Below are 24,151 nucleotides of genomic sequence, written 5' to 3'. Positions count from 1 at the left end.
TGAACACCGGGACAAACCATGGCCAAACCTTCTCTTCGCATCCTTTTGTGCGCTCCGCGCGGCTTCTGTGCCGGTGTCGTGCGCGCCATTGATGCCGTGGAACGGGCGCTGGCCATGTATGGTGCGCCGGTCTATGTCCGTCACGAGATCGTGCACAACAAGTATGTGGTTGACGGTCTGCGCCGGAAGGGCGCCGTCTTCGTGGAAGAACTGGACGAGGTGCCGCCCGGCGACGCGCCCGTCATCTTCTCTGCCCACGGCGTCGCCAAGTCCGTGCCGGAAGAAGCCACCGCCCGCAACCTGTTCCACATCGACGCCACCTGCCCCCTCGTGACCAAGGTGCATCGCGAGGCGCAGGTGCACCACAAGAAGGGCCGGCACATCCTGCTCATCGGCCATGCCCGCCATCCTGAAGTGGTCGGCACCATGGGCCAGTTGCCGGACGGCGTGGTGACGCTGATCGAAACCGCCGCCGACGCGCGCTTTCTCCAGCCCTCAGATCCCGAAAATCTCGCCTATGTGACGCAGACCACCCTGTCGCTGGACGACACGGCGGAGATCGTCGCCATCCTGCGCGAGCGCTTCCCGGCCATCGCCGTGCCGCACAAGGAAGACATCTGCTACGCCACAACCAATCGCCAGGAGGCGGTGAAGAAGGTGGCTCCGCAGGTGGATGCCATGGTGGTGGTGGGCGCCCCCAATTCCTCCAATTCCCAGCGCCTGCGCGAAACCGCAGAGCGGGAGGGTTGCGCGGTCTCGGTGCTGGTGCAGCGGGCGAGCGACCTCGATTGGTCGCAGCTCGGCCATCTTACCAGCCTTGGCATCACCGCCGGCGCCTCCGCGCCCGAGGTGCTGGTGGAAGAAATCATCGACGCTTTCGCGGAACGCTACGAGGTCGAAGTGGAGACGGTGGTCTCCGCACAGGAAGACGTGTTCTTCCCCCTCCCCCGCGCGCTGCGCGAGAACGCAGCGGAGTAGCAAGTGGCGGTCTATACGGACGTTTCGGCGGCGGGGCTCTCGGAGTATCTCGCGCGCTACGACATTGGCACCCTGGTATCCTTCCACGGCATTGCGGAAGGCGTGGAGAATTCCAACTTCCTCGTTCAGACCACGGGTGGCACCTTCATCCTCACGCTCTATGAGAAGCGCGTCGATCCCACCGACCTGCCTTTCTTCATCGGCCTGATGCAGCATCTGGCGGCAGGCGGCATTTCCTGTCCGCAGCCTGTGGCGATGCGCGACGGCGAGACGCTGGGCGTGCTGGCCGGCCGCCCCTGCGCCATGGTCACTTTCCTGCCGGGCGTTTCCGTGCGCCGGCCGAGCGCCGCAAATTGCGGCCAGCTCGGCGAAGCCATGGCCAAGCTGCATCTTGCCGGCCAGGGCTTTGCCATCACCCGCCGCAACGCTCTCTCCGTCTCCGGCTGGCGGCCGCTGTTCGAAACCGCCGGCGCGCGCACGGACACGGTTCATCCCGGCCTTGCCGCCACCATCGCCGAGGAACTCGCCGATCTGGAAGCGCATTGGCCTGCCGACCTGCCGGCCGGCGTGATCCATGCGGACCTGTTCCCGGACAACGCCTTTTTCCTGGACGAGGCGCTCTCCGGCATCATCGATTTCTACTTCGCCTGCAACGACCTCCTCGCCTATGACGTGGCCGTGTGCCTGAACGCCTGGTGCTTCGAAGCGGACGGCGCCTTCAACGCCACCAAGGGTCGTGCCTTGCTTGCCGGCTATCAGTCCGTGCGTCCGCTGGAGACGGCCGAGATCGAGGCCCTGCCCCGGCTCGCCCGCGGTGCCGCCCTGCGCTTCCTGCTGACCCGGCTGGTAGATTGGCTGAACGTGCCGGAAGGCGCGCTGGTGCGCCCCAAGGATCCGTTGGAATATCTGAAGAAGCTGCGCTTTCACCGCGCCGTGGACAGCGCGCGTGACTATGGCATCGCCGCAGCAGCCGGTGCAGACGCATGAGCCGCGTGGACATCTGGACGGACGGCGCCTGCTCCGGCAATCCCGGCCCCGGTGGCTGGGGGGCGATCCTGCGCTCGGGCACGCACGAGAAGGAACTTTCCGGCGGCGAGCAGTTGACCACCAATAACCGCATGGAACTGATGGCTGCCATCGCGGCGCTGGAGGCGCTGAAGAAGAGCTGCGCGGTGGATCTCAACACCGACAGCGAATACCTGCGCAATGGCGTCACCAAGTGGATGCACGGCTGGAAGAAGAACGGCTGGCGCACCGCGGACAAGAAGCCGGTGAAGAACCAGGATCTGTGGGAGCGGCTCGACGCGGCGCTGAAGACCCATGACATCACCTGGCACTGGGTGAAGGGCCATGCCGGCAACGAACTGAACGAGCGCGCCGACCAGCTTGCGCGCGACGGCATGGCGCCGTTCAAGGCGATGCGCGCCTGAAGGGCCTGTGACCGAACCGAGCCCCCAAGCAAAAGGGCCGCGCGGCACATGCCGGCGGCCCTCTTCATGTCAGATGTGCAGCGCGCCGCTCACTTGCCGCGCTTGAACGAATTCCACGTCCGGGTGATCACCCGCTGAACGTCCTGCGGATTGGTCGTCACCGTGAAAAGCAGAGCCATCGCTTCCGGCGTCGGATAGATGGACGGATTGTCCAGGATCGCCTTGTCGATGAACTTCTGCGATTCCAGATTGCCGTTGGCATAGGAGATGTAGTTGGAATTCTTCGCCGCCACTTCCGGCCGCGACATGAAATTGATGAACGCCAGCGCCTCATCGACATTCTTCGCATCCTTAGGGATGGCGAAATTGTCGAACCACATCAGCGCGCCTTCCTTCGGCACGGCATAGGCCACCTGCACGGGCTTCTTCTTGGTCTTCTTGGCGGCTTCCTCGGCGCGGGTCTTGGCCTGGAACACATCGCCCGACCAGCCCACCGCCAGACAGATGTCGCCGCGCGCCAGCGCGTTGATATAGCCGGAACTGTCGAACTTGCGGATGAACGGCCGGATGGTCATCAGCAGTTCACCGGCCTTGGCGATGTCCTCGGGCTTCTTCGAATCCGGATCAATCCCGAGATAGCGCATGGCCGAGGGGATCACCTCCTCCGGCCCATCCAGCATGTAGACGCCGCAGTCCTTCAGCTTGGAGAGGTTCTCCGGCTTGAACACGATGTCCCACGTATTCATGGGCAGATCGCCGAGCCGCTGCTTCACCATGTCGACATTGTAGCCGATGCCGGTGGTGCCCCACATGTAATTGACGGCATAGTCGTTGCCGGGATCGTAGACGGCGAGGCGCTTGGAAATCTCCGGCCAGGCATATTGCAGGTTTGGCAGCTTGGACTTGTCCAGCTTCATGAACACGCCGGCCTTGATCTGCCGCTGCAGGAACGAGCCCGAGGGCACCACCACGTCATAGCCAGTCTTGCCCGCCAGAAGCTTGGTCTCCAGCACCTCATTGCTGTCGAACACGTCGTAGCGGACCTTGATGCCCGTCTCCTTCGTGAAGTCTTCGAGCACGCTCTCGTCGATATAGTCCGACCAGTTGTAGACGTTCACGACCTTCTGCTGGGCCAGCGCAGGGCCGGCGGCCAATGCCGCGACCCCAAGCATGGCCGCAAGAACGAGACGACGCATGATGTTCTCCCCTCTGGACAGGCGGGCCGGAGCCCGCCGCGTGGGAGAAGGCTATTGCGGCAGCGCGGCAGGCTCAACAGGCACGGGTGTCGGGCAGGCGCTCAAGCTGAAGTTTTCCGTCGACCAAATTTGCGTGCATGCCATGGATCTGTGCCTGCGCGATCATGGTGATCAGCGGAGAGGCAGGTTTGGCCGGCGTCGGCCCCATGATCTCGCTGGCGGTGGCCCGCTCCAGCAGTACGAAGAAGCCCATGACGGCCAGCGCGATGACCAGGAAAATGCCGAACAGAGCCAGCGAGACGCGGCGGGCCACTTGTGAAACGGTCACGAAGCCCATCGCCCCGGCGATGATCGACAGCACGAGAAAGATGGCGGCGTATTTGAGCATGGACGTGCGCTCCGGCGAGATGCTGCCAAAGCAACACCGATGGAACGCCTTCGTTCCCGCTTGGGCAAGACTTCGTTAACCCTTCGGTAAAGAGGCCCAGGCCGGGGGCTCAGCGCCGGTTCGCCCAGGCGCGCACCTCGCCCTTCAGCCGGCGGAAATCCCAGAAGGCCGCCACAAGGATCACGAAGGGGATCGCGGCCAGCACCATGGAAACGCCAGCACTCCACTGCATGGCGTTGCGCAGGAAGTCATAAGCCAGATAGGTGGTGGCGAGCGTCACGAGACCGGCGATGCCGAGATAGAGCCTGTTGGTGAGCCGGAACACGCCATAGCCCACCGCCAGAGCGATCACCGCCGCCATCAGCAGCGCCCAGCCATAGCCGAGCTGGAACTGGCGGGCGATGAAGGTGCCACCGGACAGGCACAGCAGCAGCAGCGCGACCATGAGCAGCAGCCCGGCGCGCACGCGCACGATGGAGCCGCGCGCGCCTTCGGTGTCAGGCATCGTCATGTTCTGCTCCCTCCCGTTCATCCAGCTGCTTCATAATGCCGACATCGTTTCGCCGCTCAAGCCGTGACATGTGACGCCATGACGTTGCAGGAGGTGCCCTTGGGAGAGACACATACCGAAGGCGAGGGAACCGCAACGCCCGCCCCCACGTTGCTGCCCGCTGGAGGCAAGACCATGGGGCGTACTCTCGTCGTATTGAATGCAAGGGCCGGGACCGTGATGGATCTCGGCGGCAAGGCCACGGCGGAGGCGGTGGACAAGGCCCTCACGCGCCCGGATCGGGACGTGGAGGTGATCCTCGCCGAGGGCAAGGAGATGGCCCGCACCATCCGCTCCGCCCCGCAGAAGGGCTATGACACCGTCATCGTCGGCGCCGGCGACGGCACGGTAAGCTACGCCGCCTCGGTGCTGACCGGCACCGACGTGGCGCTCGGCGTACTTCCGCTCGGCACCATGAATTTGCTCGCCTATGACATCGGCCTGCCGCGCGACCTGCCGGGGGCTATCGACGCGCTCGCCACCGCCAAGCCCATGCGCATCGATGTCACCACGCTGAACGGCCGCGCCTTCCATGGTGTGTCGGGCGTCGGCTTCTTCTCGCAGATGGCCATGGCGCGGGAGCAGGTACGCCACAAGCGTGGCCGCATCGTCGGCTGGCTGTGGGCGCTTGGCCGCGCGGTCTTCCGCTCCGGCCGCCTGTCGCTGGAGATCGAGATCGAGGGCCGGCGCGAAATGATCGACGCCTATGCGGCGCTCGTCACCTCGAACCCCTTCGATGCCCCCGGCTGGCATCGCTCGCGGCTCGATTCCGGCCTGCTGGAAATCCACCTCGCAGAGGAGCGCGGCGCGCTGGCGAAGCTGAAGGCCGGCGCCGATCTCCTGGTGGAGAACTGGCGCAACAATCCCGGCATCCATTCCTTCCAGGCCCGTGCCGTGACCATTCACGGCCTTCGGCGCCGACGCGCCTGGGTGGCGACGGACGGCGAAGTGACCCGTGAGACGCTCCCCCTGCGCTATGAAGTAAAGCCCAAGGCCCTCACGCTTCTGGTGCCGGAAAATGCCGTGCAGTGGGCCACGACGGATGCGGCGGAAGACGCCGTGACCGAAGCCCGCCGCACGGTGGCCTGAAACGTCAAAGGGCCACGCCTCGCGGCGTGGCCCCTCGATCTTCAGCTGTCATCAGTGTCAGCGCGGCTCGATCTCATACACGACCGAAACGGAAGCCCGCGCTTCCGTCTCGCCGGCCTCGATCGGCACGGCGCGGGCTTCCGCCTTCATCAGCATGGGCGCGGGAGCGGGCAGATAGGGCGCGCCCTCGCCGCGCGGCTCGATGCGGCGGATGCGCACCAGACGCACGCCGGCGGCTTCCGCCACCTGAACGGCCTGCGCCATGGCGTCTTTCACAGCCTCGATCCGAGCTTGCGACTGCATGGGAGCGGAATCGGCCATCTGGAAGGAAAGGCCGCTGGCCTGATTGGCGCCTGCCTGCACCACCTTGTCCAGGAGCGCGCCCAGCACCACAAGATCGCGCACCTTCACGGTGACGCCGTTGCGCACCTCATAACCCACCAGCTTGGGGGCCTCGCGGCTATCGCGGCCGGGCTGCGAATATTGCGGCGACACGCCGAAGCCGGACGTCATGATGTCCTTGGGCTCGATGCCAATCTCCTTGATGGCGGCGATGACCTGCTCCATGGCCTTGGAATTGGCGGCGAGCGCCTCTTCCGCCGTCTTGCCCTGCACCACCACGCCGGTGGTGAGCACGGCAAGATCCGGCCGGGCGGAAACCCGCCCCTGCCCCACCACGCTCAGGGTGGCGCGGTTCATCTCCTGCGCGCTGGCAACGCCAGTGGAAAGCCCCGTGCCGAGCCCGGCCGCGAGCACCCCCGCCATCGCCACCTTGCTCCAGTTGGCCACCATGCGCATGCGTCGTCCTCGTTTTCTGGCGTCCGCTTGCCATAGCGGCGCGGAGCTTTTGTCCGGGTCGCTATGGCAGGCGGATCGTGAACATTGCGCGAATGCCCTAAAGCGCATTCGCGCGCGCTACAACACGCGGGGAAGGCGGCGCCAATGGGGCGGACGATGCGCCGCACCGCTTCCGGTGCATAAGGTGTCCCATCCGCGCGGATTGCGCCGTGCGATTCGGGCCAGGGAAGGAAGGCGAACAGGTGTCGCGACGCTTTGCGAGATCGCGCCTCGAGGCGCTCAATGATGGCATCTTCGCCTTTGCCATGACCCTGCTGGTGCTGGGCATCCGCCTGCCGCCGGACCTGCCCATCACCGACCCGCGTGAACTGGCAGCCCAGATCCTCGGCCTGTGGCCGCAGGCGCTCACCTATGGGATCAGCTTCGCCGTACTCGCTGTCATGTGGCATTCCGCCATCGAGCACCGCCAGCGGGAGGAAGCCATCACCAGCGGCCACGTGCGGCTGTGGATGCTCTATCTGCTGTTCATCACCAGCATGCCCTTCTCCTCCAGCGTGGTCGGCCACTATGGGGAGATGGCACCGGCAGTCTGGCTCTATGCGGCCAACATGCTCATGCTCGGCCTATTAGGCTTGCTGCTGAACGCCTATAATTACGATCGCACGCAGACCTATGAAATGGCGGCCGCGCGCCGCCGCATGCTGCTGTTCATGGGTTCCGCGGTGCTCTCCGCGCTCATCGCGCTGTTTGCCCCGCGCTATGCCCTGTGGGCCTATGCGCTCAACATCCTGCGCCTGTTCTCCGCCCCGCCGCCGCAGCGTCGCCGCGCCGGCCCGGGCTGAGGCTCACGCAAAGCCGGGCGGAATGCGGAACGGGTGCAGCTCTTCCAGCGCGGCGGCGAAAGCAATGGGCGTGCGGTCTTCCAGATACGGCCCGACGATCTGCACGCCCACGGGGAGCCCGTCCTTCGTCTGGCCGATGGGAGCGGCGCTCGCCGGCAGACCGGAGAGCGTGGCGATGCCCGCCCAGAAAAGCTGGTCGTTATAGTCCGCCTGCCGCCCGTTGATGGGCAGCGTGCGCCCGTCACGCGAGCCCGCCTCATCGAAGGGGAAGGCGGCGGTGGTCGTGGCTGGGGCGAGCAGCACGTCATAGCTCTCGAAGAAGGTCGCCCATGCCCGCTGGATGGTTGCCCGACGCTCCTGAATGCCCAGCCACGCCCGATGGCTCTGCAACAGCGCACGGGCACTGTCGGCCACATAGGACTGGTCGTCCTCGCCCTTCTCGCGCAGGGTGGCTTCCGCCGCCGCCACCATGGCCGGCGTGGCACGACCGCTGGCGGCACCGCGCAGCACCTGCATCAGCACATGGTGATGCTCGGCATCCTCGAAATCGGGGCGGGCATTGTCGTTCACGTTCACGCCCGCCGCGCGCAGGCGGGTGACGAGGGCGCGGATCTCCGAGGCATAGCTCTCGTCCACCTCCGCGATCTGCGAGCCGTAGAGCACCGCGACTCGGAAATCGGTGAGCTTACGGGCACGGGGCGCCGGCAGTTCCAGCCGCCACGCGATGGCATCAGGCCCGGCGGGACCGGCGAGCACTTCCATGAGCAGATCGAGATCGGCGGCCGAGCGGGCCATGGGGCCGGACGTGGACACCTCATTGCCTATGGTTGAACCGGGCCGCTCATTGCCCGCCTGCGGCACCACGTGGATGCTCGGGCGATGGCCGAAGACCCCGCAGAAATGCGCCGGGAAGCGCACCGAGCCGCCGGCATCGCTACCCAGCTCGATGGCCGTGAGACCTGCCGCCAGCGCCGCCGCCGAACCACCCGATGAGCCGCCGGGGGTGACATCCGCGCGCCACGGATTGCCGGTGCGGCCGTGAATGGCGTTGTAGGTCTGCCAGTCCAGCAGATTGATCGGCACATTGGTCTTGCCGAAGATGATGGCGCCCGCATCGATCAGCCGCTGCGCCACCACGCCCGTATGGTCGGGGCGGAAATCCTTCAGCGCCGGATCGCCCCAAGTGGTGGGCCAACCGGCGATGTGATGGGATTCCTTCACCGTCATGGGCAGGCCGTGCAGCGGCCCCCAGCTCTCGCCGCGCGCCCGCGCCGCGTCCGCCGCATCCGCCCGCTCGCGGGCGGCATCCGCATCCATGTAGATGACGGCATTGAGCGCCGGATTATGACGGGCGATGCGCGCCAGATACAGCTCCAGCAGCGCTCGCGAGGTGACGGTGCCGGCCTTCAGCGCGGCCAGCAGTTCCACGCCGGAGGCGAAGGCCAACGCCTCGGGCGCGGGGGCGACGGAAGAGGCGGACGGGCTGGCATCGGTCATTTCATCACACCTCTTCGGTGGGCACAGCCTGCCGGCCGCCCTCCCAGAACACGACACGGCGCTGGAGGAAGCGCATCAGGCTCGATCCCGCCATGCCGATGGCGGAGAGGATCAGCACGCCCGCGAACATGGTCGAGACGCTCATGTTCACGGTGGCCGAGCCGATCAGATAGCCCACCCCCTTCTCGGAGGCGATGAACTCGCCCACCACCGCGCCGATCAGCGCCAGCACGATGCCGATCTGCAAACCGGCGAAGATGGAGCTGGCCGCGGAGGGCAGCTTCACGTGCAGGAAGATGAAGGCCCGCGAGCGGTTGAAGGAGCGGCACATCTCCACCAGCTCGGGATCGGTGCGGCGGATGCCGACGATGGTGTTCACCAGCAGCGGGAAGAAGCAGATGAGCGCCACCAGCACCACCTTGGAGGACAGGCCGAAGCCGAACCACACGAGGATGAGAGGCGCCAGCGCCACCTTGGGCATGGACTGCACCGCCACGATCAGCGGGAAGACGAACTTCTCGAACGTCTCGCTCTCGGCGATCAATATGCCGACGATCACCGCCAGCACGCTGCCGATCACATAGCCCGACAGGGTGGAGATGAGCGTGAACTGGATGTGCGGCCAATAGGTGCCATCCACCAGCCCGCCCCACAGCGCGGAGAACACCGCGCCGGGCGGCGGCAGCAGATAGGACGGCAGGCCGCCGGGCCGAGTGACCAGCGCCCAGATGCCGATCACAACCGCAAGAGTGATCAGCGGATAAATGGCATTGCGCAGGGCCTTCATGCCGCGCCCTTCTTCTTGTCTGCACCGTGGCCCGCAAGATCGCGGAACAGGTTCCGCAGGTCGTAGGCGATGGCGTTGAATTCCGGCGTGCTCATGGTCTCGATGGTGCGCGGGCGCGGCAGCGGCACGCGGATGTCCGCAACCACCCGTGCGGGGCGCTCGCCCAGCACCACCACGCGATCGGCGAGCAGCACCGCTTCGGGGATGGAATGGGTGACGAACAGCGCCGTCTTGCGCCCCTCCATCCAGATGGTCTGGAGTTCCAGCGAGAGGTCCTCGCGGGTCATGGCGTCCAGCGCCGCGAAGGGCTCGTCGAGGATCAGCAGCGAGGGATTGTGCAGCAGCATGCGGGCGATACCCACGCGCTGCGCCATGCCGCCCGAGAGCTGAAACGGATAGGCCTTGGCGGCTTCCGACAAGCCCACCATTTCGAGAAGCCGGTCCGCCTCGGCCCGCACCTTCGGGCCGGCGCTACGCGCAAAGCCCGCCGGCAGCAGTACGTTGTCGCGCACCGTGCGCCAAGGCAGCAGGGTCGGCTTCTGGAACACCATGCCGATGTCTGGACGCGGCCGCGTCACCGGCGTGCCGTCGAGCGTCACCGTGCCGGAGGTCGGCCGGGCAAGGCCGGTGACGAGGCGCAGCAGCGTGGATTTGCCCGAGCCCGAGGGGCCGAGGACAGCAACGAACTCGCCATCGGCCACGTTCAGGGACAGGTTTTCGAGCACCATCCGCCCGCCCTTGCCGTCATAGCCGAACGCAAGGTCGGAGATGGCAAGGCGGGGGGTGGCGGCGGATCCCGGCGCTTGTGAGCCGGGATGCGCGGAAGCGTCACTCATGGAAGAACCTTCACGGAAGAGCTTTGGCCTTGGCGATCAGCGCCGCGCGGTCGAACTTGCCATAGTCCGGCACCAGCTTGTTGCTGAAATAGGCGTCCAGCGGCATGTCGGCGGTGGTGAACTCGCCATACTTGTTCATGGCCTCCACATAGGCCTTGATGGTGGCGAGGTCGAACTCACCCGGAACGCGATCCTTGCCGGCGGCATCCCGCACCACGAGGGCGAGGCGGCGCTTCAGGATCTCGATATTGTCGGCCAGGGCCTTGGCGGTGTCGCCCTGCGGACGCGCGGTCGGGGTGCGCTTCCAGAAGGCTTCCACGCACGCCTTGGGGTTGGCATCGCAGGCGATGACCGCCTGGCTGTAGGCCCGGCCGAAGCGGGCCAGCAGGTCCGGCTGCTCCTTCAGCGTGTCCGCATGGGCGAGGAAGCCGTTGACGATCATGTTGGCGAACACCGGCGGATACGGCAGGCGGCGGGCCTTGGTGCCCTCCAGCTCCATGAGGTCGATCCAGGTGCTGTTGAAGTTCAGCGCCTCGACCCGCTGCTCACGCAGGGCATGGAAGCCGGAGCCCAGATTGCCGACGGCGACGATGGAGACATCCTTGCCCGGCTCCAGCCCGACGCTGCGCAGCAGGGCGCGCGTCTGCGGAATGGTGCCCCAGGTGAGCGCGCCGACGCCGATCTTGGCGCCCTTCAGGTCCTGAATGGACTTGATGTTGCTGCTCTCCAGAACGGAAAGCTCCAGCGAATTGTAGGGGTTGGCGTTATAGACATAGGTCAGCGGGAGAGGCGCCTCGCCGGCCTTGTGGGCGGAGAGCAGCGTCTCCGGCAGCGGGAAGCCGAGCGTGATCTTCTTCTGCAGCAGCTGCGGCACAATCGTGCCAGCCCCCGCCAGAACCACGCTCTCCACCTCGATATTCTCGGCCTTGAACAGGCCCATCTCGTCGCCGATGGCATAGATGCCGCCATCCGTGACGGTGGGCGGAATGGCGAGGCCGATCAGCACCTTGTCGGCGGCATGGGCAAGGCCGCCCGTCATTTGCAGGCCGGCGGCGAGGCCGAGGCCGAGCGCTACTCGGTAGGCACGGTTGAACCGGGAGAACAGCACGGAAGGCCCCCTATCATCTGCAACCCACACGCGCCCGGTCACAAAAACCGGACACTCATGTGGAATTAATTGCATACCATATAAACTGTGGCATCGCCCATTTATACGGAACATTGATGCGTTTGGGCGAACCTTGAAGCCCCGGACATCACGAAACCGTCAACGTCGCCGCTCGTCCCGCATCGCCAGCGTCACCGTGCCGCAGCGGACCAACCGTTGGCAATGCTCATGCTGACGATGGATGATCGGCCGTTTGCTCGCGCCTCCATGCCCATTTCATCACCGCGCCCTCTTATGTGCGGCGCAAAAAATAATGCCAGCAATTGATCCAGTGCAGTAGGCACTGCGTACCTCCCATCAGACCATCCAAGGTCCTGTATCCGCTGCGAAAGCTGAACCATGTCGCCCGCATATCGCGTTGCGATACCAGATCGTGACAGGCCCAATGTCCTGCACCTGGTGTCGCTCAACATCACCCTGCCCCGTCTCGATGAGCTGAAGCTCCGGGCAGACCTTCTGCGGCAGGCACACGGCCTTGCCGCTCCGTTTCCGCTCCGCCTCCTTCCGGGGGTGTGAGACGGCCGGCGGGGGGATGCTGATCCCCGCCCGGCACTCCAGTTCGGTGCAGAGTGAACGCGGCCGGATCGTCAGAACAGGCGATCCATCCAGCCGTAGGGATCAGGTGCGCGCCCGAACTGGATGTCGGTCAGCATCCCTTTCAGCCGCAGGGTCAGCTCCCCGGGGGCGCCCGTGCCGATAGCGAAATCGTGCTGCTTGCCCGTCACCGTGCCAATGGGCGTGACTACCGCCGCCGTGCCGCAGGCGAACGCCTCGCGCAGGCGCCCGCTCTTCGCATCCGCCTGCCACTGGTCCATGGCATAGGGCTCCTCGCGCACAGTCAGGCCCATGCCCCGCGCCAGCGTGATGAGCGAATCCCGCGTGACGCCCGGCAGGATGGTGCCGGACAGCGGCGGGGTCTGCAGCGTACCGTCGTCGAAGACGAAGAACACGTTCATGCCCCCCAGTTCCTCCACCCAGCGGCGCTCCACCGCATCGAGGAACACCACCTGATCGCAGCCGTTCGCCGAGCCTTCGGCCTGCGCGGCATAGCTGGCCGCATAATTGCCGGCGCACTTGGCCGCGCCGGTGCCACCGGGCGCTGCGCGAGTATAGGTCTCCGAGACCCACAGCTTAACCGCCTTCGGGCCGCCGGAAAAATAGGAGCCCACGGGGGAGGCCAGCACGCAGTAGAGATATTCGGCTGCCGGCTTGGTGACGAAACCGACTTCGGTGGCGATCATGAAGGGGCGCAGATACATCGCGGCCCCCTCGCCTTCCGGAATCCAGTCGCGATCCGCCTTCACCAGCGCGCGCACGCTTTCAAGGAACAGCGCTTCCGGCAGCGGCGCCATGGCGAGGCGTTCGGCGGATTTGTAGAAGCGTGCGGCATTGGCATCGGGGCGGAACAGGGCCGCGCCGCCGTCCGGCATCCGATAGGCCTTCAGCCCCTCGAAAATCTCCTGCCCGTAGTGCAGCGACATGGTGGCCGGATCGAGGGTCAGCGGCGCGCGGGCCACCACCTTGCCGTCATGCCAGCCAGCGCCCTTGCTGTAGCGGATCGTCACCATATGGTCGGTGAGATAACGGCCGAAGCCGGGATCCTTGAGCAGCACATCGCGTTCCGGCCCAGCAAGCGCCGTGGGGCTCTGCTCGAACGGGAGGGGGGAGGTGATGGTGTTCATGTCCAGCCTGTCTGTGGCGCGCAGGCGCGCTTTAAGATCTGGCCGGACCATAGCGCATCTCCTGCCACAGGCGGCAACGCCGGTTCTATCCCCTCACAAACATTTGGTATTTTGCCCCAGCGGCAACCCGCGCGACACCGCCGCGCGGGCTTGGCTCAAGCCTGCACAAGCCCCGCGAAGCGCTCTGCGAGCGCATCGCTCGCCCGCGCCAGCAGTCCCGCATCCACGCCCACCGCCGTGAAAACACAGCCGAGTTCGATACAGCGCTGCGCAAAGGCCGGATCGCCCGTGAGCACGCCCGCCGGCTTGCCGGCCGCGCGGATACGCCGGATGGCATCCTCCACCGCCGCCACCACACGCGGGTTCATGAGATCGCCCGCATGGCCGAGGCTGGCGGCCAGATCGCCGGGGCCGACGAAGATGCCGTCCACCCCGTCCACTGCCGCGATGGCCTCGATCTCATCAAGCGCTTCGGCCGTCTCCACCTGCACCAGCAAACAGATCTCTTCAGCGACCTTCTGGGCATAGCCCTTCACCCGGCCGAACTGGGTCGCCCGCGTGAGTGCGGAAACACCGCGGATGCCATCCGGCGGATAGCGCACCGCAGCCACGGCGGCGTGCGCTTCCTCGGCATTCTGCACATAGGGAATGAGCAGGGTCTGCGCGCCGATGTCGAGATACTTCTTGATGAGCACCGCATCATTGGCTGCCGGCCGCACCACCGCCGAGGGGCGATGGCCGGCGAGCACCTGAAGCTGGGACAGCACGCTCGGCACGTCGCCGGGCGAATGCTCGGTATCGAGCAGCATCCAGTCGAACTTCGAACCTGCCACCACCTCCAGCGCATACGCGCTGGAAAGGGTGCACCACAGGCCGATCTGCTGGCGGCCTTCGAAGATCGCCTGCTTGAAGGCGTTGCGCGGCATGTCCATGGGAACCTCTTGAGCAGAAGGCCTCAGGTGAAGGAGACGCTGATGGCGCCCAGCGGGCCGTAATCGGCGGTGATGACGTCGCCCTTGGCGATGTCCACGGGCCGGGTGAAGGAACCGGCAAGCACGATCTGCCCCTTCTCCAGCTTGGCGCCCACCGCGTGCAGCTTGTTCACCAGCCACGCCACACCCGCCGCCGGATGGCCCATGATGGCGGCCGAGACACCGCTCTCCTCGATGATGCCGTTCTTGGTGAGCGTGGCACCGACCCAGCGGATGTCCACGTCCATGGGCCGGATCACCCGCCCGCCGACCACGATGGCGCCGAAGGCGGCGTTGTCGGCGATGGTGTCCACGACGGCCCGCGGCACCTCGGTGCGATAGTCGATGATCTCCAGCGCCGGCACCACATATTCGGTGGCCCGCATCACGTCATAGATGCGCGTATTGGGGCCGGACAGATCCTCACCCATGATGAAGGCCAGCTCCACCTCGAGGCGCGGCTTGATGAACCGCGTGGCGGGGATCTGCGCGCCGTCGTTGAACAGCGCATCATCAAGGATGCGGCCGTAGTCCGGCTCGGTCATCTTGGAGGCCATCTGCATGGCGCGGGAGGTCAGGCCGATCTTGTGGCCGACCATGCGCGCGCCGTTGGCGATGCGCGCCTCCGCCCACAGATCCTGCACCCGGTAGGCGTCTTCGATCTCCATCTGCGGGAAGGTCTTGGAGAGCTGGAGCACCGGCTTGCCCTCGCGCTCCGCGCGCAGGATCTCTTCCGCACCGCGACGGCGGTCCTCTTCACTGAGCATGGCTTATCTCCCTTATCTCACAGCAGCGCCAGCGGGCGGATGGGCGAGCCCGTCGCGCCCGAGATACGCAACGGCTGCGCGACGAAAGCAAACGCCCCCTTCGCCACGCCGCTGAGATCCTCCAGATTGAGGTTCTCGATGATGTGGATGCCGTTCTGGGCGATCAGGATCATATGCACTTCGAGGGTGATGTTGTGATGGTTCATCACCTCGAAGGCGGACGTGTCCGAGCCCACGGAGAAGGGCTTGCGCGCCGCGAGCCAGTGGCCCGCCTCCACGCCCGGACCCGGCGCACCGGCGGAATCGAGGCCGAGATAGCGCTGCGACTCCTTCCAGTATTGCGCCCATCCGGTGCGCACGAGCGCGATGTCGCCGGGCTGGATGGTTGTGCCGGAGGCCTTTTCGGCCGCCTCCATGTCGGCCACCGTGATTTCATAGGCCGGCTCCAGCGCCGACACGCCCCGCGTCGCCGCCACGTCGAGCAGCACGCCCCGCCGGAAGATGGGCGCGATGGTCTCGGCGCCATGGACCTTGAACAGGTCGATGCCGCGCTGCTGTTCAGACGCTTCATACTTGCCGTACAGAGCGCCATGCTCGGAGACGTGGCAGATGGCATCGATATGGGTGGAGGAATGGGTACTGGTGACCATCAGCTCATTGGACGAGGAATGGCCGCAGCAGCGCAGCACGTCGCCATGCCGGTTATTGAGCGTGATGTGGAAGGGCGGGTGCGCCGGATGAATCGGCATGCCCTTCTGCATCGGATGGCTGAGGTCGATCTGGCGCGCCGCATTGGCGGCACCGAGCCAAGCCTCGGGCTGGAAGTCGCCCTTGGCGGCAGTGGTGACGATGTTCATTGCAGCTCCGCTCCCTTGGTCTCGGGCAGGAAGATGAGGACGATCAGGCCGGCGAGCACGAAGAAGCCGGCGGTGAAGGCGAGCGCACCGGACAGGCCGAAGCTCGTCGCCAGGAAGCCGACCGCCGCGGGGGCAAGGGCGCTGACTGCGCGGCCGGCGTTGTAGATGAAGCCCTGCGCCGTGGCCCGCACATTGGTGGGGAACAGCTCGGCGAAGGTGGGGGCAAAGCCGGAGTAGAATCCTGTGCCGAAGAAGGCGACCACGGGACCGAACACCAGCAGCAGGGTGGGCGTGGAGATCAGGGTATAGATCGGCACGCAGAGCGCCGAGAGCATGAAGTAGATGATGAAGGCGGCCTTGCGTCCCAGCGAATCCGCCACATAGCCGAAGGACACGAAGCCGGCAGCTGCGCCCACCTGCATGATGACGATCCAGGTGGTGGACTTCACCAGATCGAGCCCCGGGCCGCCGGCCGAAACGGGGGTGGCGAGCCAGGTGGGGATCCAGGTGAACAGGCCCCAGTAGCCGCACATGGCCGCCGCCGTGAAGGCGAAGCCAACCGCCGTGCTGCGCCCGTGCTCACCCAGCAGCATGCTCACCGTCTCGCGGAGCGAGAGGCGGACCTTCTGCTCCTTCCAGATCGCCGGCTCGGGGGTGTGGCGACGGATCCAGAAAGCCAGCAGCGCCGGGGCGATGCCAAAGAAGAACACGCCGCGCCAGCCGACGATGGGCAGGAAGACAGCGGCGACGATGGCGGCCAGCGCATAGCCGGAGGCAAACGCGCTCTGCACCCAGGCCATCACCTTGCCGCGATGCTGCGCCGGCCAGGTCTCCGTGATGAGTGCCGCGCCCGCCGACCATTCACCACCCACGCCGAGACCGACGATGATGCGGAACAGCAGCAACTGCGTCATGGTCTGCGAGAAGCCGCAGAGCATGGTGCCGATGGAGTAGCACAGGATGGACAGCACCATGGAGCGGGTGCGGCCGATGCGATCGGCGAGGAAGCCGAAGATGAGGCCGCCGAAGGCCGTGGCGATGAGCGAGGCGGAGGCGATCATGCCCGCCGTGGAGCGGTCCATCCCCAGCTCGGTGGAGATGTGGCCCAGCAGCATGGCGAACAGCAGCAGGTCCATGATGTCCAGCGCCCAGCCCAGATAGGCGGACCAGAACACCTGCCACTGCACCCGGCTTGCGCCCTGATACCAGCGCGCCTTGGGCGCAGCTGGGCTTGAGACTTCGATGCTCATTATGAACCTCCCGGCATGATTTCTTGTGGTCTCCGCCGGCGTCGCGGAGCTGCCCCCGGCCGAGCTGATTCCGCTCATGTCGCAGGGGCTTAAATTCGTTGCGTTTGGTGATAGGTAAGCGGGAGGGGAGCCGCAATTGGCTATTTCTCAAGGCCAGTGTGAGCAGAATTGACATGGGTGCAGTGCACCCTTGAGCCCGCGTGCCGGCGCCGCTCCCGCTGCCGGCCCCATCACCCGGGAGGTGTGGCCGAATGTCCGCCCCGTATCGCGCACTTCCGTCGCTGCAGACGCTACGCTGCTTCGAAGCGGCCGCACGCCTCGGCAGTTTCTCGCTGGCGGCTGAGGAGATCTGCATCACCCACAGTGCGGTGAGCCATCAGATCCGCACGCTGGAGGAGGCTATCGGCCAGCCGCTGTTCACCCGGCGGGGCAACCGCATGGCGCTCACCGTTACCGGCCGCACGCTGGCAGCGGAAACCCGTCGCGCACTGGACTATCTGAGTCAGGCTTATGCCGTGGCGCACGCGGATCAGGTGCAGCGGCCGGAGATGCTCAATCTTGCCGTGCAGACGGGCATTGCCGAGCACTGGCTATTGCCCCGGCTCAATGCGCTGAAGCAGGTATTGGGCGACGTGGGACTGCGCATCACAAGCCTCGCCGATCTCTCGGAGAAATGCCCCGAGGATACGGACCTCGCCCTTGTCTATGGCGCCGGCGACGTGGAAGGCATGGTGCCGGAAAAGATGGGGTCGGAGATCATCTATCCGGTTTGCAGCCCGGACTTTCTGGCGCGCCATGCCGGCCTGACGCCCGAGGGCATGCCGGATGTGCCACTGCTGCTGCACTCGCAGGTGACGTGGAACCTGTGGCTGGAGAAGGCCGGCTTGCCGATCACCTATCCCGCTCACTCCACCCTGCTGGATGACGTGGCGCTCACCGTACGCGGAGCACTGCTGGGACAGGGCATCGCCATGGCCCGCTCCCTGCTGGCGCAGGATTATCTGGCGCGGGGCGAACTGGTGCGGCTGTTCGACCTGTCGGTGCCGGCCATCTTCAATTATCACATCGCCTGGCGCACCAAGCTGCTGCGCGAGCGCTTCGCAGCCGTGCACGACTGGATCGCCGGCGAGCTTGCCGCATCCGGCATCGGCACCATCTGAGTTCGGCGCACCGTTCGCTCAGGAACACAGCGCACCATACTTTTTGCCCCCTTCTTCCGCAGGGGCAAATGCCTCTACACTGGAGTGTGGAGGAGACACCAATGAAACGAATTCTGACCGCGCTTGCCCTTGCCGCAGCTGTCTTTGCCGGCCCAGCCCAGGCGCAGGACGATTTCCCCAACCGCCCTATCCGTCTGGTTGTGCCGTTTGCAGCCGGCGGCTCCACAGACATCGTAGCCCGCATCATCGCCGCCAAGATGAGCGAGATCCTGAAGCAGCAGGTGGTCGTGGACAATCGCGGCGGCGCCGGCGGCAACCTCGGCGCGGCGGCCGTCGCCAAGGCCGCGCCCGATGGCTACACGGTGCTCATGGGCACGGTGGCCACCCACGCCATCAACCCCGCGCTCTACACCAAGATGCCCTATGATCCGGTGAAGGATTTCGCCCCGGTCTCACTGCTGGTGAACGTGCCCAACGTGGTAGTGGTCCATCCCTCACTTGGCGTGAAGACCACCGCAGAACTGATCGCACTTCTGAAAGCCAATCCGGATAAGTACGAATACGCCTCGTCCGGCGTCGGCACGCCGCTGCATCTGTCCGGCGCGCTGTTCGAGAGCATGGCGGGCGTGAAGATGGTGCACGTGCCCTACAAGGGCGCAGGTCCTGCCATGCTCGACCTTGTCGGCGGGCAGGTGAAGATCATGTTCGATAACCTGCCCTCGGCCATCGGCCACATCCGCAAGGGCTCCATCACCGGCGTCGCTATCACCACCAAGGAGCGCTCGCCGGCCGCGCCCGATCTGCCGACCGTCTCCGAATCCGGTCTGCCTGGCTACGAGACCTACAGCTGGAACGCCATCTTTGCTCCGGCTGGCACGCCCATGCCGATCATCGACAAGCTGGCCAAGGCCGGGGCCGAGGCGGTGGCCGACCCGGACGTGAAGGCGAAGCTGGCGGACATCAGCGCCGTCTCCGTGGGCGCGGGGCCCGCCGAACTGGCGGCGCATGTGAAGGCAGAGCTGGCCAAGTGGGGGCCGGTGGTGAAGGCCTCCGGCGCCTCCATCAACGAATAGGCAATTCTCTATTTGAATCGACCGTTCAAGAAACACGGGGCGGGCCACCCGGCTCGCCCCTTCGCCATTAAGACGGCTTCCTACGCGCCTGCGATCAGCTATTCCGCCGGCGCCGTGGTCTCGTGCAGATAGAGGGCGCTGAAATCCGCCACTTCCCGCAGCCGGGTCCAGCTGGACAGGCTGACCTTCCTGCGGTCCCGCTGGATCAGCCCTTCGGCGGCAAGGAGCTTGAGTGAGCGATTGACATGGACCGGCGTCAGGCCGACAGCATCGCCGATCTGTTCCTGTGTCAGCGGCACCTCGAACACCCCATCCCGGATCAGTCCCGCCCGCTCGAACCGCACGGCCAGTTCGCACAGGAGATGCGCCACCCGCGAGATCCCGCGACGGGCGCCCACATTGACGATCCATTCGCGGCAGATCGAGGCATCGATCAGGGCATCGATCCACATGGCCTGCACAATGCCCGGGCGTTCAAGCAGCACGCGCTTCAGGGCACGGCGACTGAAATCAATGGTTTCCAGCCGCGTGAGCGCCTGCACATTATGGTCCGCCCGCTCCAGGAAGAGATGCTGCGTATCGAGGAAGTCGCCGGCCATATGGATCGAGATGATCTGCCGGGCGCCGGCCGAAGTGGACTTCTGGCCCAGCGCCAGACCGGAGAGCACGAAACTGCAGACGTCGCGCGACGGCTCCCCTTCCCGGACCAGATAGGCTGAGGCATCGTGGGTCCGCGTCACATAGGGGATGTCGCAGAGCGCATCCACGTCCCCGTGTGTCAGGGGATGGCGGGAGCTCAGCCTGCGCACGACGCTCATCACCTGTTCGTCGGGCACGACATTCTCCAGCCTCGGGCGGAGAACCTGATCTCGCTGTCGCCCGAGGTGGACTTGTATGAATTTTCACAAGCCTCACATTAACATTAGTTAGCCCCCGCAGGATCGAACTGGGGGTGGGGCGCCTCGTCCGCATAGCGATGGCGCTTCCTGCCCGAAAAAGCTGGCGGAAGGCGCGCCAGTCAACTGGTGTTCATCTTGGACATGGCACGCTCTGGTTGTCGGCGAGGTCCCCTCCTGACTGACCTCTGGAACTGAACGGCCCCACCCCAACCGGGACGGGGCCGCTTTTCCGGCTTCCTCCCCCGCTCCACTCCCTATCACCATCGGAAGGCGCGCACCCTCGCAGCCTGGCGATTCTCCTGTCGCGGATGGGATGGCCCCGCAAGCGACCAGCAGGCTGGAATTATTCCAGCACCAACCCGCTCCGGAAAACGCCTTCCGATTGGTATTGCAGGCCGGATCAGGCGAAACGTCTATCGACACCGGCCACGTCCCAGCCTATCTCGCTGTTGTCATTCGCCGGCTCGACGCTGATCGCCGGTCACATGGGACAATCGGCCAGTCGATTCAGTCGACGAGCCGCGGTGGAGCAGGATATGCGCCTCACAAGTTGTTACAACTTCCACGACTTCCGCCGCCTGGCCAAGCAGCGCCTGCCAGCCCCCATATTCAATTACATTGATGGCGCCGCCGACGACGAGGTTACCTATCGTCGGAATACGGAAGCCTTCGAGACCTGCGATCTCCTGCCGAGCGTCCTGCGCGGCGTGAGTGAAGTGGACATGTCGGTGACGGTCATGGGGCAGAAGCTCGCCATGCCGGTCTATTGCTCCCCCACCGCTTTGCAGCGCCTGTTCCATCATCAGGGCGAACGCGCCGTGGCGGCTGCGGCGGGCAAGTTCGGGACCATGTTCGGCGTCTCCTCGCTCGGCACCGTGAGCCTCGAGGACGCGCGGGCGATCAGCAAGAGCCCCCAAGTCTACCAGTTCTACTTCCACAAGGATCGCGGCCTGAACCGCGAGATGATGGCCCGCGCCAAGACGGCGGGCGTCGAAGTAATGATGCTCACCGTGGACAGCATCACCGGCGGCAACCGCGAGCGCGACAAGCGCACGGGCTTTGCCATTCCCTTCAAGCTGAACCTTGCCGGCATGACCCAGTTCGCGGTCAAGCCCGGCTGGGCGATCAACTATTTCACCCATGAGAAGTTCAGGCTGCCCCAGCTCGACAGCCACGTGGACATGGGCAGCGGCACCATGTCCATCAGCCGCTACTTCACCGAGATGCTCGACCCGGCCATGAACTGGGACGACGTGCGCGAGATGGTCGCGCACTGGGGCGGCCAGTTCTGCCTGAAGGGCATCATGACGGTTGAGGACGCCCGCCGCGCCGTCGATATCGGCTGCACCGGCATCGTCCTGTCCAACCATGGCGGGCGCCAGCTCGACGGCTCGCGCAGCGGCTTCGACCAGTTGGCCGAGATCGTGGACGCGGTCGGTGACAAGATCGACGTTATGATGGACGGCGGCGTGCAGCGCGGCACCCATGTGCTGAAGGCACTCTCGCTCGGCGCAAAGGCCGTCGGCCTCGGGCGCTATTATCTGTTCCCGCTGGCGGCCGCCGGCCAGCCGGGCGTCGAACGGGCGCTGGAGCAGATGCGGGTGGAGATCGAGCGCGGGATGAAGCTGATGGGCTGCACCACTGTCTCCCAGCTGTCCCGCGACAGCCTGCGGTTCCGCTGACAGCATCAGCCCGCCTTCGCGGCGGGCCCTCGGCGCCGTCCCTTCTCTCGGAGGTCCGGCCCCTTTTGTGCGTTCCTGCCCACCCCAACCGGGACCACCGCCATGGCTCGACTGCGCATTGCCATTCTGGACGACTATCAGAACGTCGCCCTCCAGATGGCCGACTGGTCACGGCTCGGCACCGACGCCGATGTCACCGTGTTCGACCGCGCCCTCCCCTCTCTGGAGGCCCAGGCGGAAGCGCTCGCCCCATTCGATGTGCTGTGTCTCATGCGCGAGCGCATGCCGGTGCCGGCGGAACTGCTCAACAGGCTGCCGAACCTGAAGCTGCTGGTAGTGACGGGCGTGCGCACCCGCTCCATCGATTTCGCGACGGCGGCGGCGCGCGGCATCGCCATCTGCCATACGCGCGGCGGGGATTCCAACTTCTCGACCCCCGAACTGGCGTGGGGCCTCATTCTGGCCTGCGCCCGCCACATCCCGCAGGAACATGCCAACGTCCGGGACGGCGGATGGCAGCGTACGCTTGGAACGACACTGGAAGGCCGCAGCCTCGGCCTCGTGGGGCTGGGCAAGATGGGATCGCGCATGGCCGCCATCGGCCGGGCTTTCGGCATGCAGGTGATCGCCTGGAGCCAGAACCTCACCGCCGAGCGCGCCGACGCCGCAGGGGTGGAACTGGTGACGAAGGACCAACTGTTCGAGCGCGCCGACGTGGTGAGCCTCCACCTCGTGCTCAGCGATCGGACGCGGGGCGTGGTGAGCGCACCGGAACTGGCTCGGCTGAGGCCCGGTTCAATCCTCGTGAATACCTCGCGGGGACCGCTGGTGGATGAGGCGGCCTTGATCGCCCGTCTTGATGCCGGCGGCCTGCGTGCCGGCCTTGATGTCTTCGATCAGGAACCGCTCCTTGCGGACCATCCCTTGCGACGGCGTGACGACGTGGTGCTGACACCGCATCTCGGCTACGTGACCGACACGACCTATCGGCAGTTCTTCGCCGATTGCGTGGAGGACATCATCGCCTGGCGCGACGGCACGCCGGTTCGGCTTCTCACCGAGTGATCTGCCGCCCGGAGCTGATCGAACCGCAGGCCAGGGAGGCAGAAGCAGCACTGCAAGCTGCGCCGACGACGTGCCAACCCATCTCGGCCGACGCGATCCGGCCTGCGCGATCGCCTCTGCAACATCGCAACGCCGCCACGATCAGTGATCCGACGATCAACTGAAGCAGACTGCGCTGGCCGAGGGGCTCGCGGTGGAGTGCGGCCGTCCGGGTGCGCCATCGATCTCATTTCAACGGAAAACCCAATTTCGCAACTGCCTGCCGCAGGACGTGGCGACCCATGAGGGAGGCCACGGTACGCAGCCGCTGGATCGCCTGTGCGCTCCATGGGGTGGCGTCCAGCCCCTGTTCGGCGCGAAAGGCGAGACTGTGCGCATCGTGGCGCCGCACCGCCTCAACCTGCGCTTCCGCGTCATAGACCTCATGATGAAGCACGGCCGCCTGTGGCAGGCGCGGCTTGATGTCCGCCGGACGCGCCGGATCCGGATGTCCCACCACGAGCCCGAACACGGCAAAAGCGCGCTCAGGCAATTCCAGCAAAGCCGCCACCTCAAGAGGGTGATTGCGCAGGGCACCGATATAGACCGTGCCCAAGCCCAGAGACTCGGCTGCCACCACCGCATTCTGGGCCGCGAGCGCCGCATCGATGGTCGCCAGCAGGAAGCTCTCGGTGAAGTCCGCGCCTTCCAGCTCTACCCCCTGCGCAGCCGCAATGCGGGTGATCCGGGAGAGGTCTGCGATCCAGACCAGCACCAGCGGCGCCTGCACGATATGCGCCTGCCCACCGGCCAGCCGTGCCAGTTCCGCCTTCCGGGCCACATCCCGCACCGCCACGACGCTCCAGGCCTGCAGGTTCGAGGATGTCGGGGCGGACTGGGCCGCGGCCACCAGCAACTCCAACGTCTCTTCGGAGATGGGGGACGCCAGATAGCTGCGCACGGAGCGGTGGTCGAGCTGTGTCCGAAGCACCTCGTTCCACGGCCGAGGCAACGGGCGGGGCTGTTCACGATAGCGATGGGCAAAGGCTTCGGCCGCAGGTTCCGTGGAGATACCGGCGAGAGCGTCATTCATGGCTGGCCTCGTGCATGATCGGGGCTGGTGGGCGACCACCAAGCTATAATCAATTAAATACATTGACTATATCAATTAATTGTCGATCCTTGCTCCGACCTTATCGTCTGGAGG

General features: G+C 65.7%; 24 protein-coding genes. 9 read left to right on the top strand and 15 right to left on the bottom strand.

Translation table 11 applies throughout. The annotated features are described in order from the left end of the window. Positions 1-18 precede the first annotated feature (18 nt). From ispH to rnhA, 3 genes are read left to right on the top strand one after another with little or no spacing between them, the layout of a single operon-like run. Positions 19-978, top strand: coding sequence for a 4-hydroxy-3-methylbut-2-enyl diphosphate reductase (gene ispH / locus IEW24_RS24070; protein WP_188583464.1), 960 nt, complete (start codon positions 19-21; stop codon positions 976-978). A gap of 3 nt (positions 979-981) precedes the next feature. Continuing rightward, positions 982-1,965 carry a homoserine kinase gene (locus tag IEW24_RS24065; protein WP_188583463.1) on the top strand — a complete coding sequence of 328 codons (984 nt, stop codon included), beginning with the start codon at positions 982-984 and terminating at the stop codon, positions 1,963-1,965. Beyond that, a complete protein-coding gene (gene rnhA, locus IEW24_RS24060) occupies positions 1,962-2,408 on the top strand; it encodes a ribonuclease HI (protein WP_188583462.1) in 447 nt (148 codons plus the stop codon). The genes IEW24_RS24065 and rnhA overlap by 4 nt, the downstream gene beginning before the upstream one ends. An 89-nt stretch (positions 2,409-2,497) precedes the next feature. Here rnhA and IEW24_RS24055 read toward each other — a convergent pair whose 3' ends face one another. The 3 genes from IEW24_RS24055 to IEW24_RS24045 all read right to left on the bottom strand — a co-directional run bounded on the left by IEW24_RS24055 (position 2,498) and on the right by IEW24_RS24045 (position 4,503). Further along, a complete protein-coding gene (locus IEW24_RS24055; RefSeq protein WP_188583461.1) occupies positions 2,498-3,604 on the bottom strand; it encodes a polyamine ABC transporter substrate-binding protein in 1,107 nt (368 codons plus the stop codon). A 73-nt stretch (positions 3,605-3,677) separates the two neighbouring features. Further along, a complete protein-coding gene (locus IEW24_RS24050) occupies positions 3,678-3,992 on the bottom strand; it encodes a DUF1328 domain-containing protein (protein ID WP_188583460.1) in 315 nt (104 codons plus the stop codon). Between the two features lie 109 nt (positions 3,993-4,101). Continuing rightward, positions 4,102-4,503: a hypothetical protein gene (locus IEW24_RS24045; RefSeq protein WP_244644641.1), complete on the bottom strand. Its 402-nt coding sequence runs from the start codon at positions 4,501-4,503 to the stop codon at positions 4,102-4,104. Between the two features lie 174 nt (positions 4,504-4,677). Between IEW24_RS24045 and IEW24_RS24040 the strand changes: the two genes are divergently transcribed. Continuing rightward, positions 4,678-5,631: a diacylglycerol/lipid kinase family protein gene (locus tag IEW24_RS24040; protein ID WP_188583458.1), complete on the top strand. Its 954-nt coding sequence runs from the start codon at positions 4,678-4,680 to the stop codon at positions 5,629-5,631. A gap of 57 nt (positions 5,632-5,688) precedes the next feature. Here the strand turns inward: IEW24_RS24040 and IEW24_RS24035 are convergent, their stop codons facing one another. Beyond that, complete coding sequence (locus IEW24_RS24035; RefSeq protein ID WP_244644640.1) at positions 5,689-6,429, bottom strand: SIMPL domain-containing protein; 741 nt, start codon at positions 6,427-6,429, stop codon at positions 5,689-5,691. 242 nt (positions 6,430-6,671) lie between these two features. Here IEW24_RS24035 and IEW24_RS24030 point away from each other — a divergent pair, with 242 nt between their 5' ends. Beyond that, positions 6,672-7,271, top strand: a complete 600-nt coding sequence (locus IEW24_RS24030; protein WP_188583457.1) for a TMEM175 family protein — start codon at positions 6,672-6,674, stop codon at positions 7,269-7,271. 3 nt (positions 7,272-7,274) lie between these two features. Here the strand turns inward: IEW24_RS24030 and IEW24_RS24025 are convergent, their stop codons facing one another. From IEW24_RS24025 to IEW24_RS23985, 9 genes are all read right to left on the bottom strand, one after another. Then, on the bottom strand, positions 7,275-8,768 hold the full coding sequence (locus tag IEW24_RS24025) for an amidase (RefSeq protein WP_188583456.1): 1,494 nt from the start codon (positions 8,766-8,768) through the stop codon (positions 7,275-7,277). A 4-nt stretch (positions 8,769-8,772) separates the two neighbouring features. Next, positions 8,773-9,555 carry an ABC transporter permease gene (locus IEW24_RS24020; RefSeq protein WP_188583455.1) on the bottom strand — a complete coding sequence of 261 codons (783 nt, stop codon included), beginning with the start codon at positions 9,553-9,555 and terminating at the stop codon, positions 8,773-8,775. Further along, positions 9,552-10,391: an ABC transporter ATP-binding protein gene (locus tag IEW24_RS24015; protein WP_210324281.1), complete on the bottom strand. Its 840-nt coding sequence runs from the start codon at positions 10,389-10,391 to the stop codon at positions 9,552-9,554. Before IEW24_RS24015 ends, IEW24_RS24020 begins: the two co-directional genes overlap by 4 nt. 10 nt (positions 10,392-10,401) lie before the next feature. Beyond that, complete coding sequence (locus tag IEW24_RS24010; protein WP_210324280.1) at positions 10,402-11,499, bottom strand: ABC transporter substrate-binding protein; 1,098 nt, start codon at positions 11,497-11,499, stop codon at positions 10,402-10,404. 647 nt (positions 11,500-12,146) lie between these two features. After that, positions 12,147-13,241 (bottom strand): branched-chain amino acid aminotransferase, encoded by a 1,095-nt coding sequence (locus IEW24_RS24005; protein ID WP_188583616.1) that lies wholly within the window; start codon positions 13,239-13,241, stop codon positions 12,147-12,149. Positions 13,242-13,396: 155 nt separating this feature from the next. Next, a complete protein-coding gene (locus IEW24_RS24000; protein WP_188583454.1) occupies positions 13,397-14,173 on the bottom strand; it encodes an aldolase/citrate lyase family protein in 777 nt (258 codons plus the stop codon). Positions 14,174-14,196: 23 nt separating this feature from the next. Continuing rightward, positions 14,197-14,979, bottom strand: coding sequence for a 2-oxo-hept-4-ene-1,7-dioate hydratase (gene hpaH / locus IEW24_RS23995; protein ID WP_188583453.1), 783 nt, complete (start codon positions 14,977-14,979; stop codon positions 14,197-14,199). Positions 14,980-14,996: 17 nt separating this feature from the next. Continuing rightward, complete coding sequence (locus IEW24_RS23990; RefSeq protein ID WP_188583452.1) at positions 14,997-15,836, bottom strand: cyclase family protein; 840 nt, start codon at positions 15,834-15,836, stop codon at positions 14,997-14,999. Beyond that, the gene (locus tag IEW24_RS23985; protein ID WP_188583451.1) at positions 15,833-17,086 is read right to left on the bottom strand and encodes an MFS transporter; all 1,254 of its coding nucleotides are present in this window, start codon (positions 17,084-17,086) and stop codon (positions 15,833-15,835) included. Before IEW24_RS23985 ends, IEW24_RS23990 begins: the two co-directional genes overlap by 4 nt. 251 nt (positions 17,087-17,337) lie before the next feature. Here IEW24_RS23985 and IEW24_RS23980 point away from each other — a divergent pair, with 251 nt between their 5' ends. Further along, the gene (locus IEW24_RS23980; RefSeq protein WP_188583450.1) at positions 17,338-18,246 is read left to right on the top strand and encodes a LysR substrate-binding domain-containing protein; all 909 of its coding nucleotides are present in this window, start codon (positions 17,338-17,340) and stop codon (positions 18,244-18,246) included. 101 nt (positions 18,247-18,347) lie between these two features. Beyond that, complete coding sequence (locus IEW24_RS23975; RefSeq protein ID WP_188583449.1) at positions 18,348-19,319, top strand: Bug family tripartite tricarboxylate transporter substrate binding protein; 972 nt, start codon at positions 18,348-18,350, stop codon at positions 19,317-19,319. A gap of 98 nt (positions 19,320-19,417) precedes the next feature. Here the strand turns inward: IEW24_RS23975 and IEW24_RS23970 are convergent, their stop codons facing one another. Further along, the gene (locus tag IEW24_RS23970; RefSeq protein ID WP_210324279.1) at positions 19,418-20,155 is read right to left on the bottom strand and encodes a Crp/Fnr family transcriptional regulator; all 738 of its coding nucleotides are present in this window, start codon (positions 20,153-20,155) and stop codon (positions 19,418-19,420) included. A gap of 599 nt (positions 20,156-20,754) precedes the next feature. On the opposite strand from IEW24_RS23970, the gene IEW24_RS23965 reads away from it, so the two are divergent. Together IEW24_RS23965 and IEW24_RS23960 are read left to right on the top strand one after the other, a co-directional pair. After that, complete coding sequence (locus IEW24_RS23965) at positions 20,755-21,900, top strand: alpha-hydroxy acid oxidase (protein ID WP_188583448.1); 1,146 nt, start codon at positions 20,755-20,757, stop codon at positions 21,898-21,900. 102 nt (positions 21,901-22,002) lie between these two features. Next, positions 22,003-22,965, top strand: coding sequence for a D-2-hydroxyacid dehydrogenase family protein (locus tag IEW24_RS23960; RefSeq protein WP_188583447.1), 963 nt, complete (start codon positions 22,003-22,005; stop codon positions 22,963-22,965). Positions 22,966-23,191: 226 nt separating this feature from the next. On the opposite strand, the gene IEW24_RS23955 is transcribed toward IEW24_RS23960, so the two are convergent. Beyond that, positions 23,192-24,037, bottom strand: a complete 846-nt coding sequence (locus tag IEW24_RS23955) for an NADPH-dependent oxidoreductase (RefSeq protein WP_188583446.1) — start codon at positions 24,035-24,037, stop codon at positions 23,192-23,194. Positions 24,038-24,151: the final 114 nt, after the last annotated feature.

Source organism: Azorhizobium oxalatiphilum (assembly GCF_014635325.1).
Classification (GTDB): Bacteria; Pseudomonadota; Alphaproteobacteria; order Rhizobiales; family Xanthobacteraceae; genus Azorhizobium; species Azorhizobium oxalatiphilum.
This window is presented reverse-complemented; position numbering and strand designations above follow the sequence as displayed.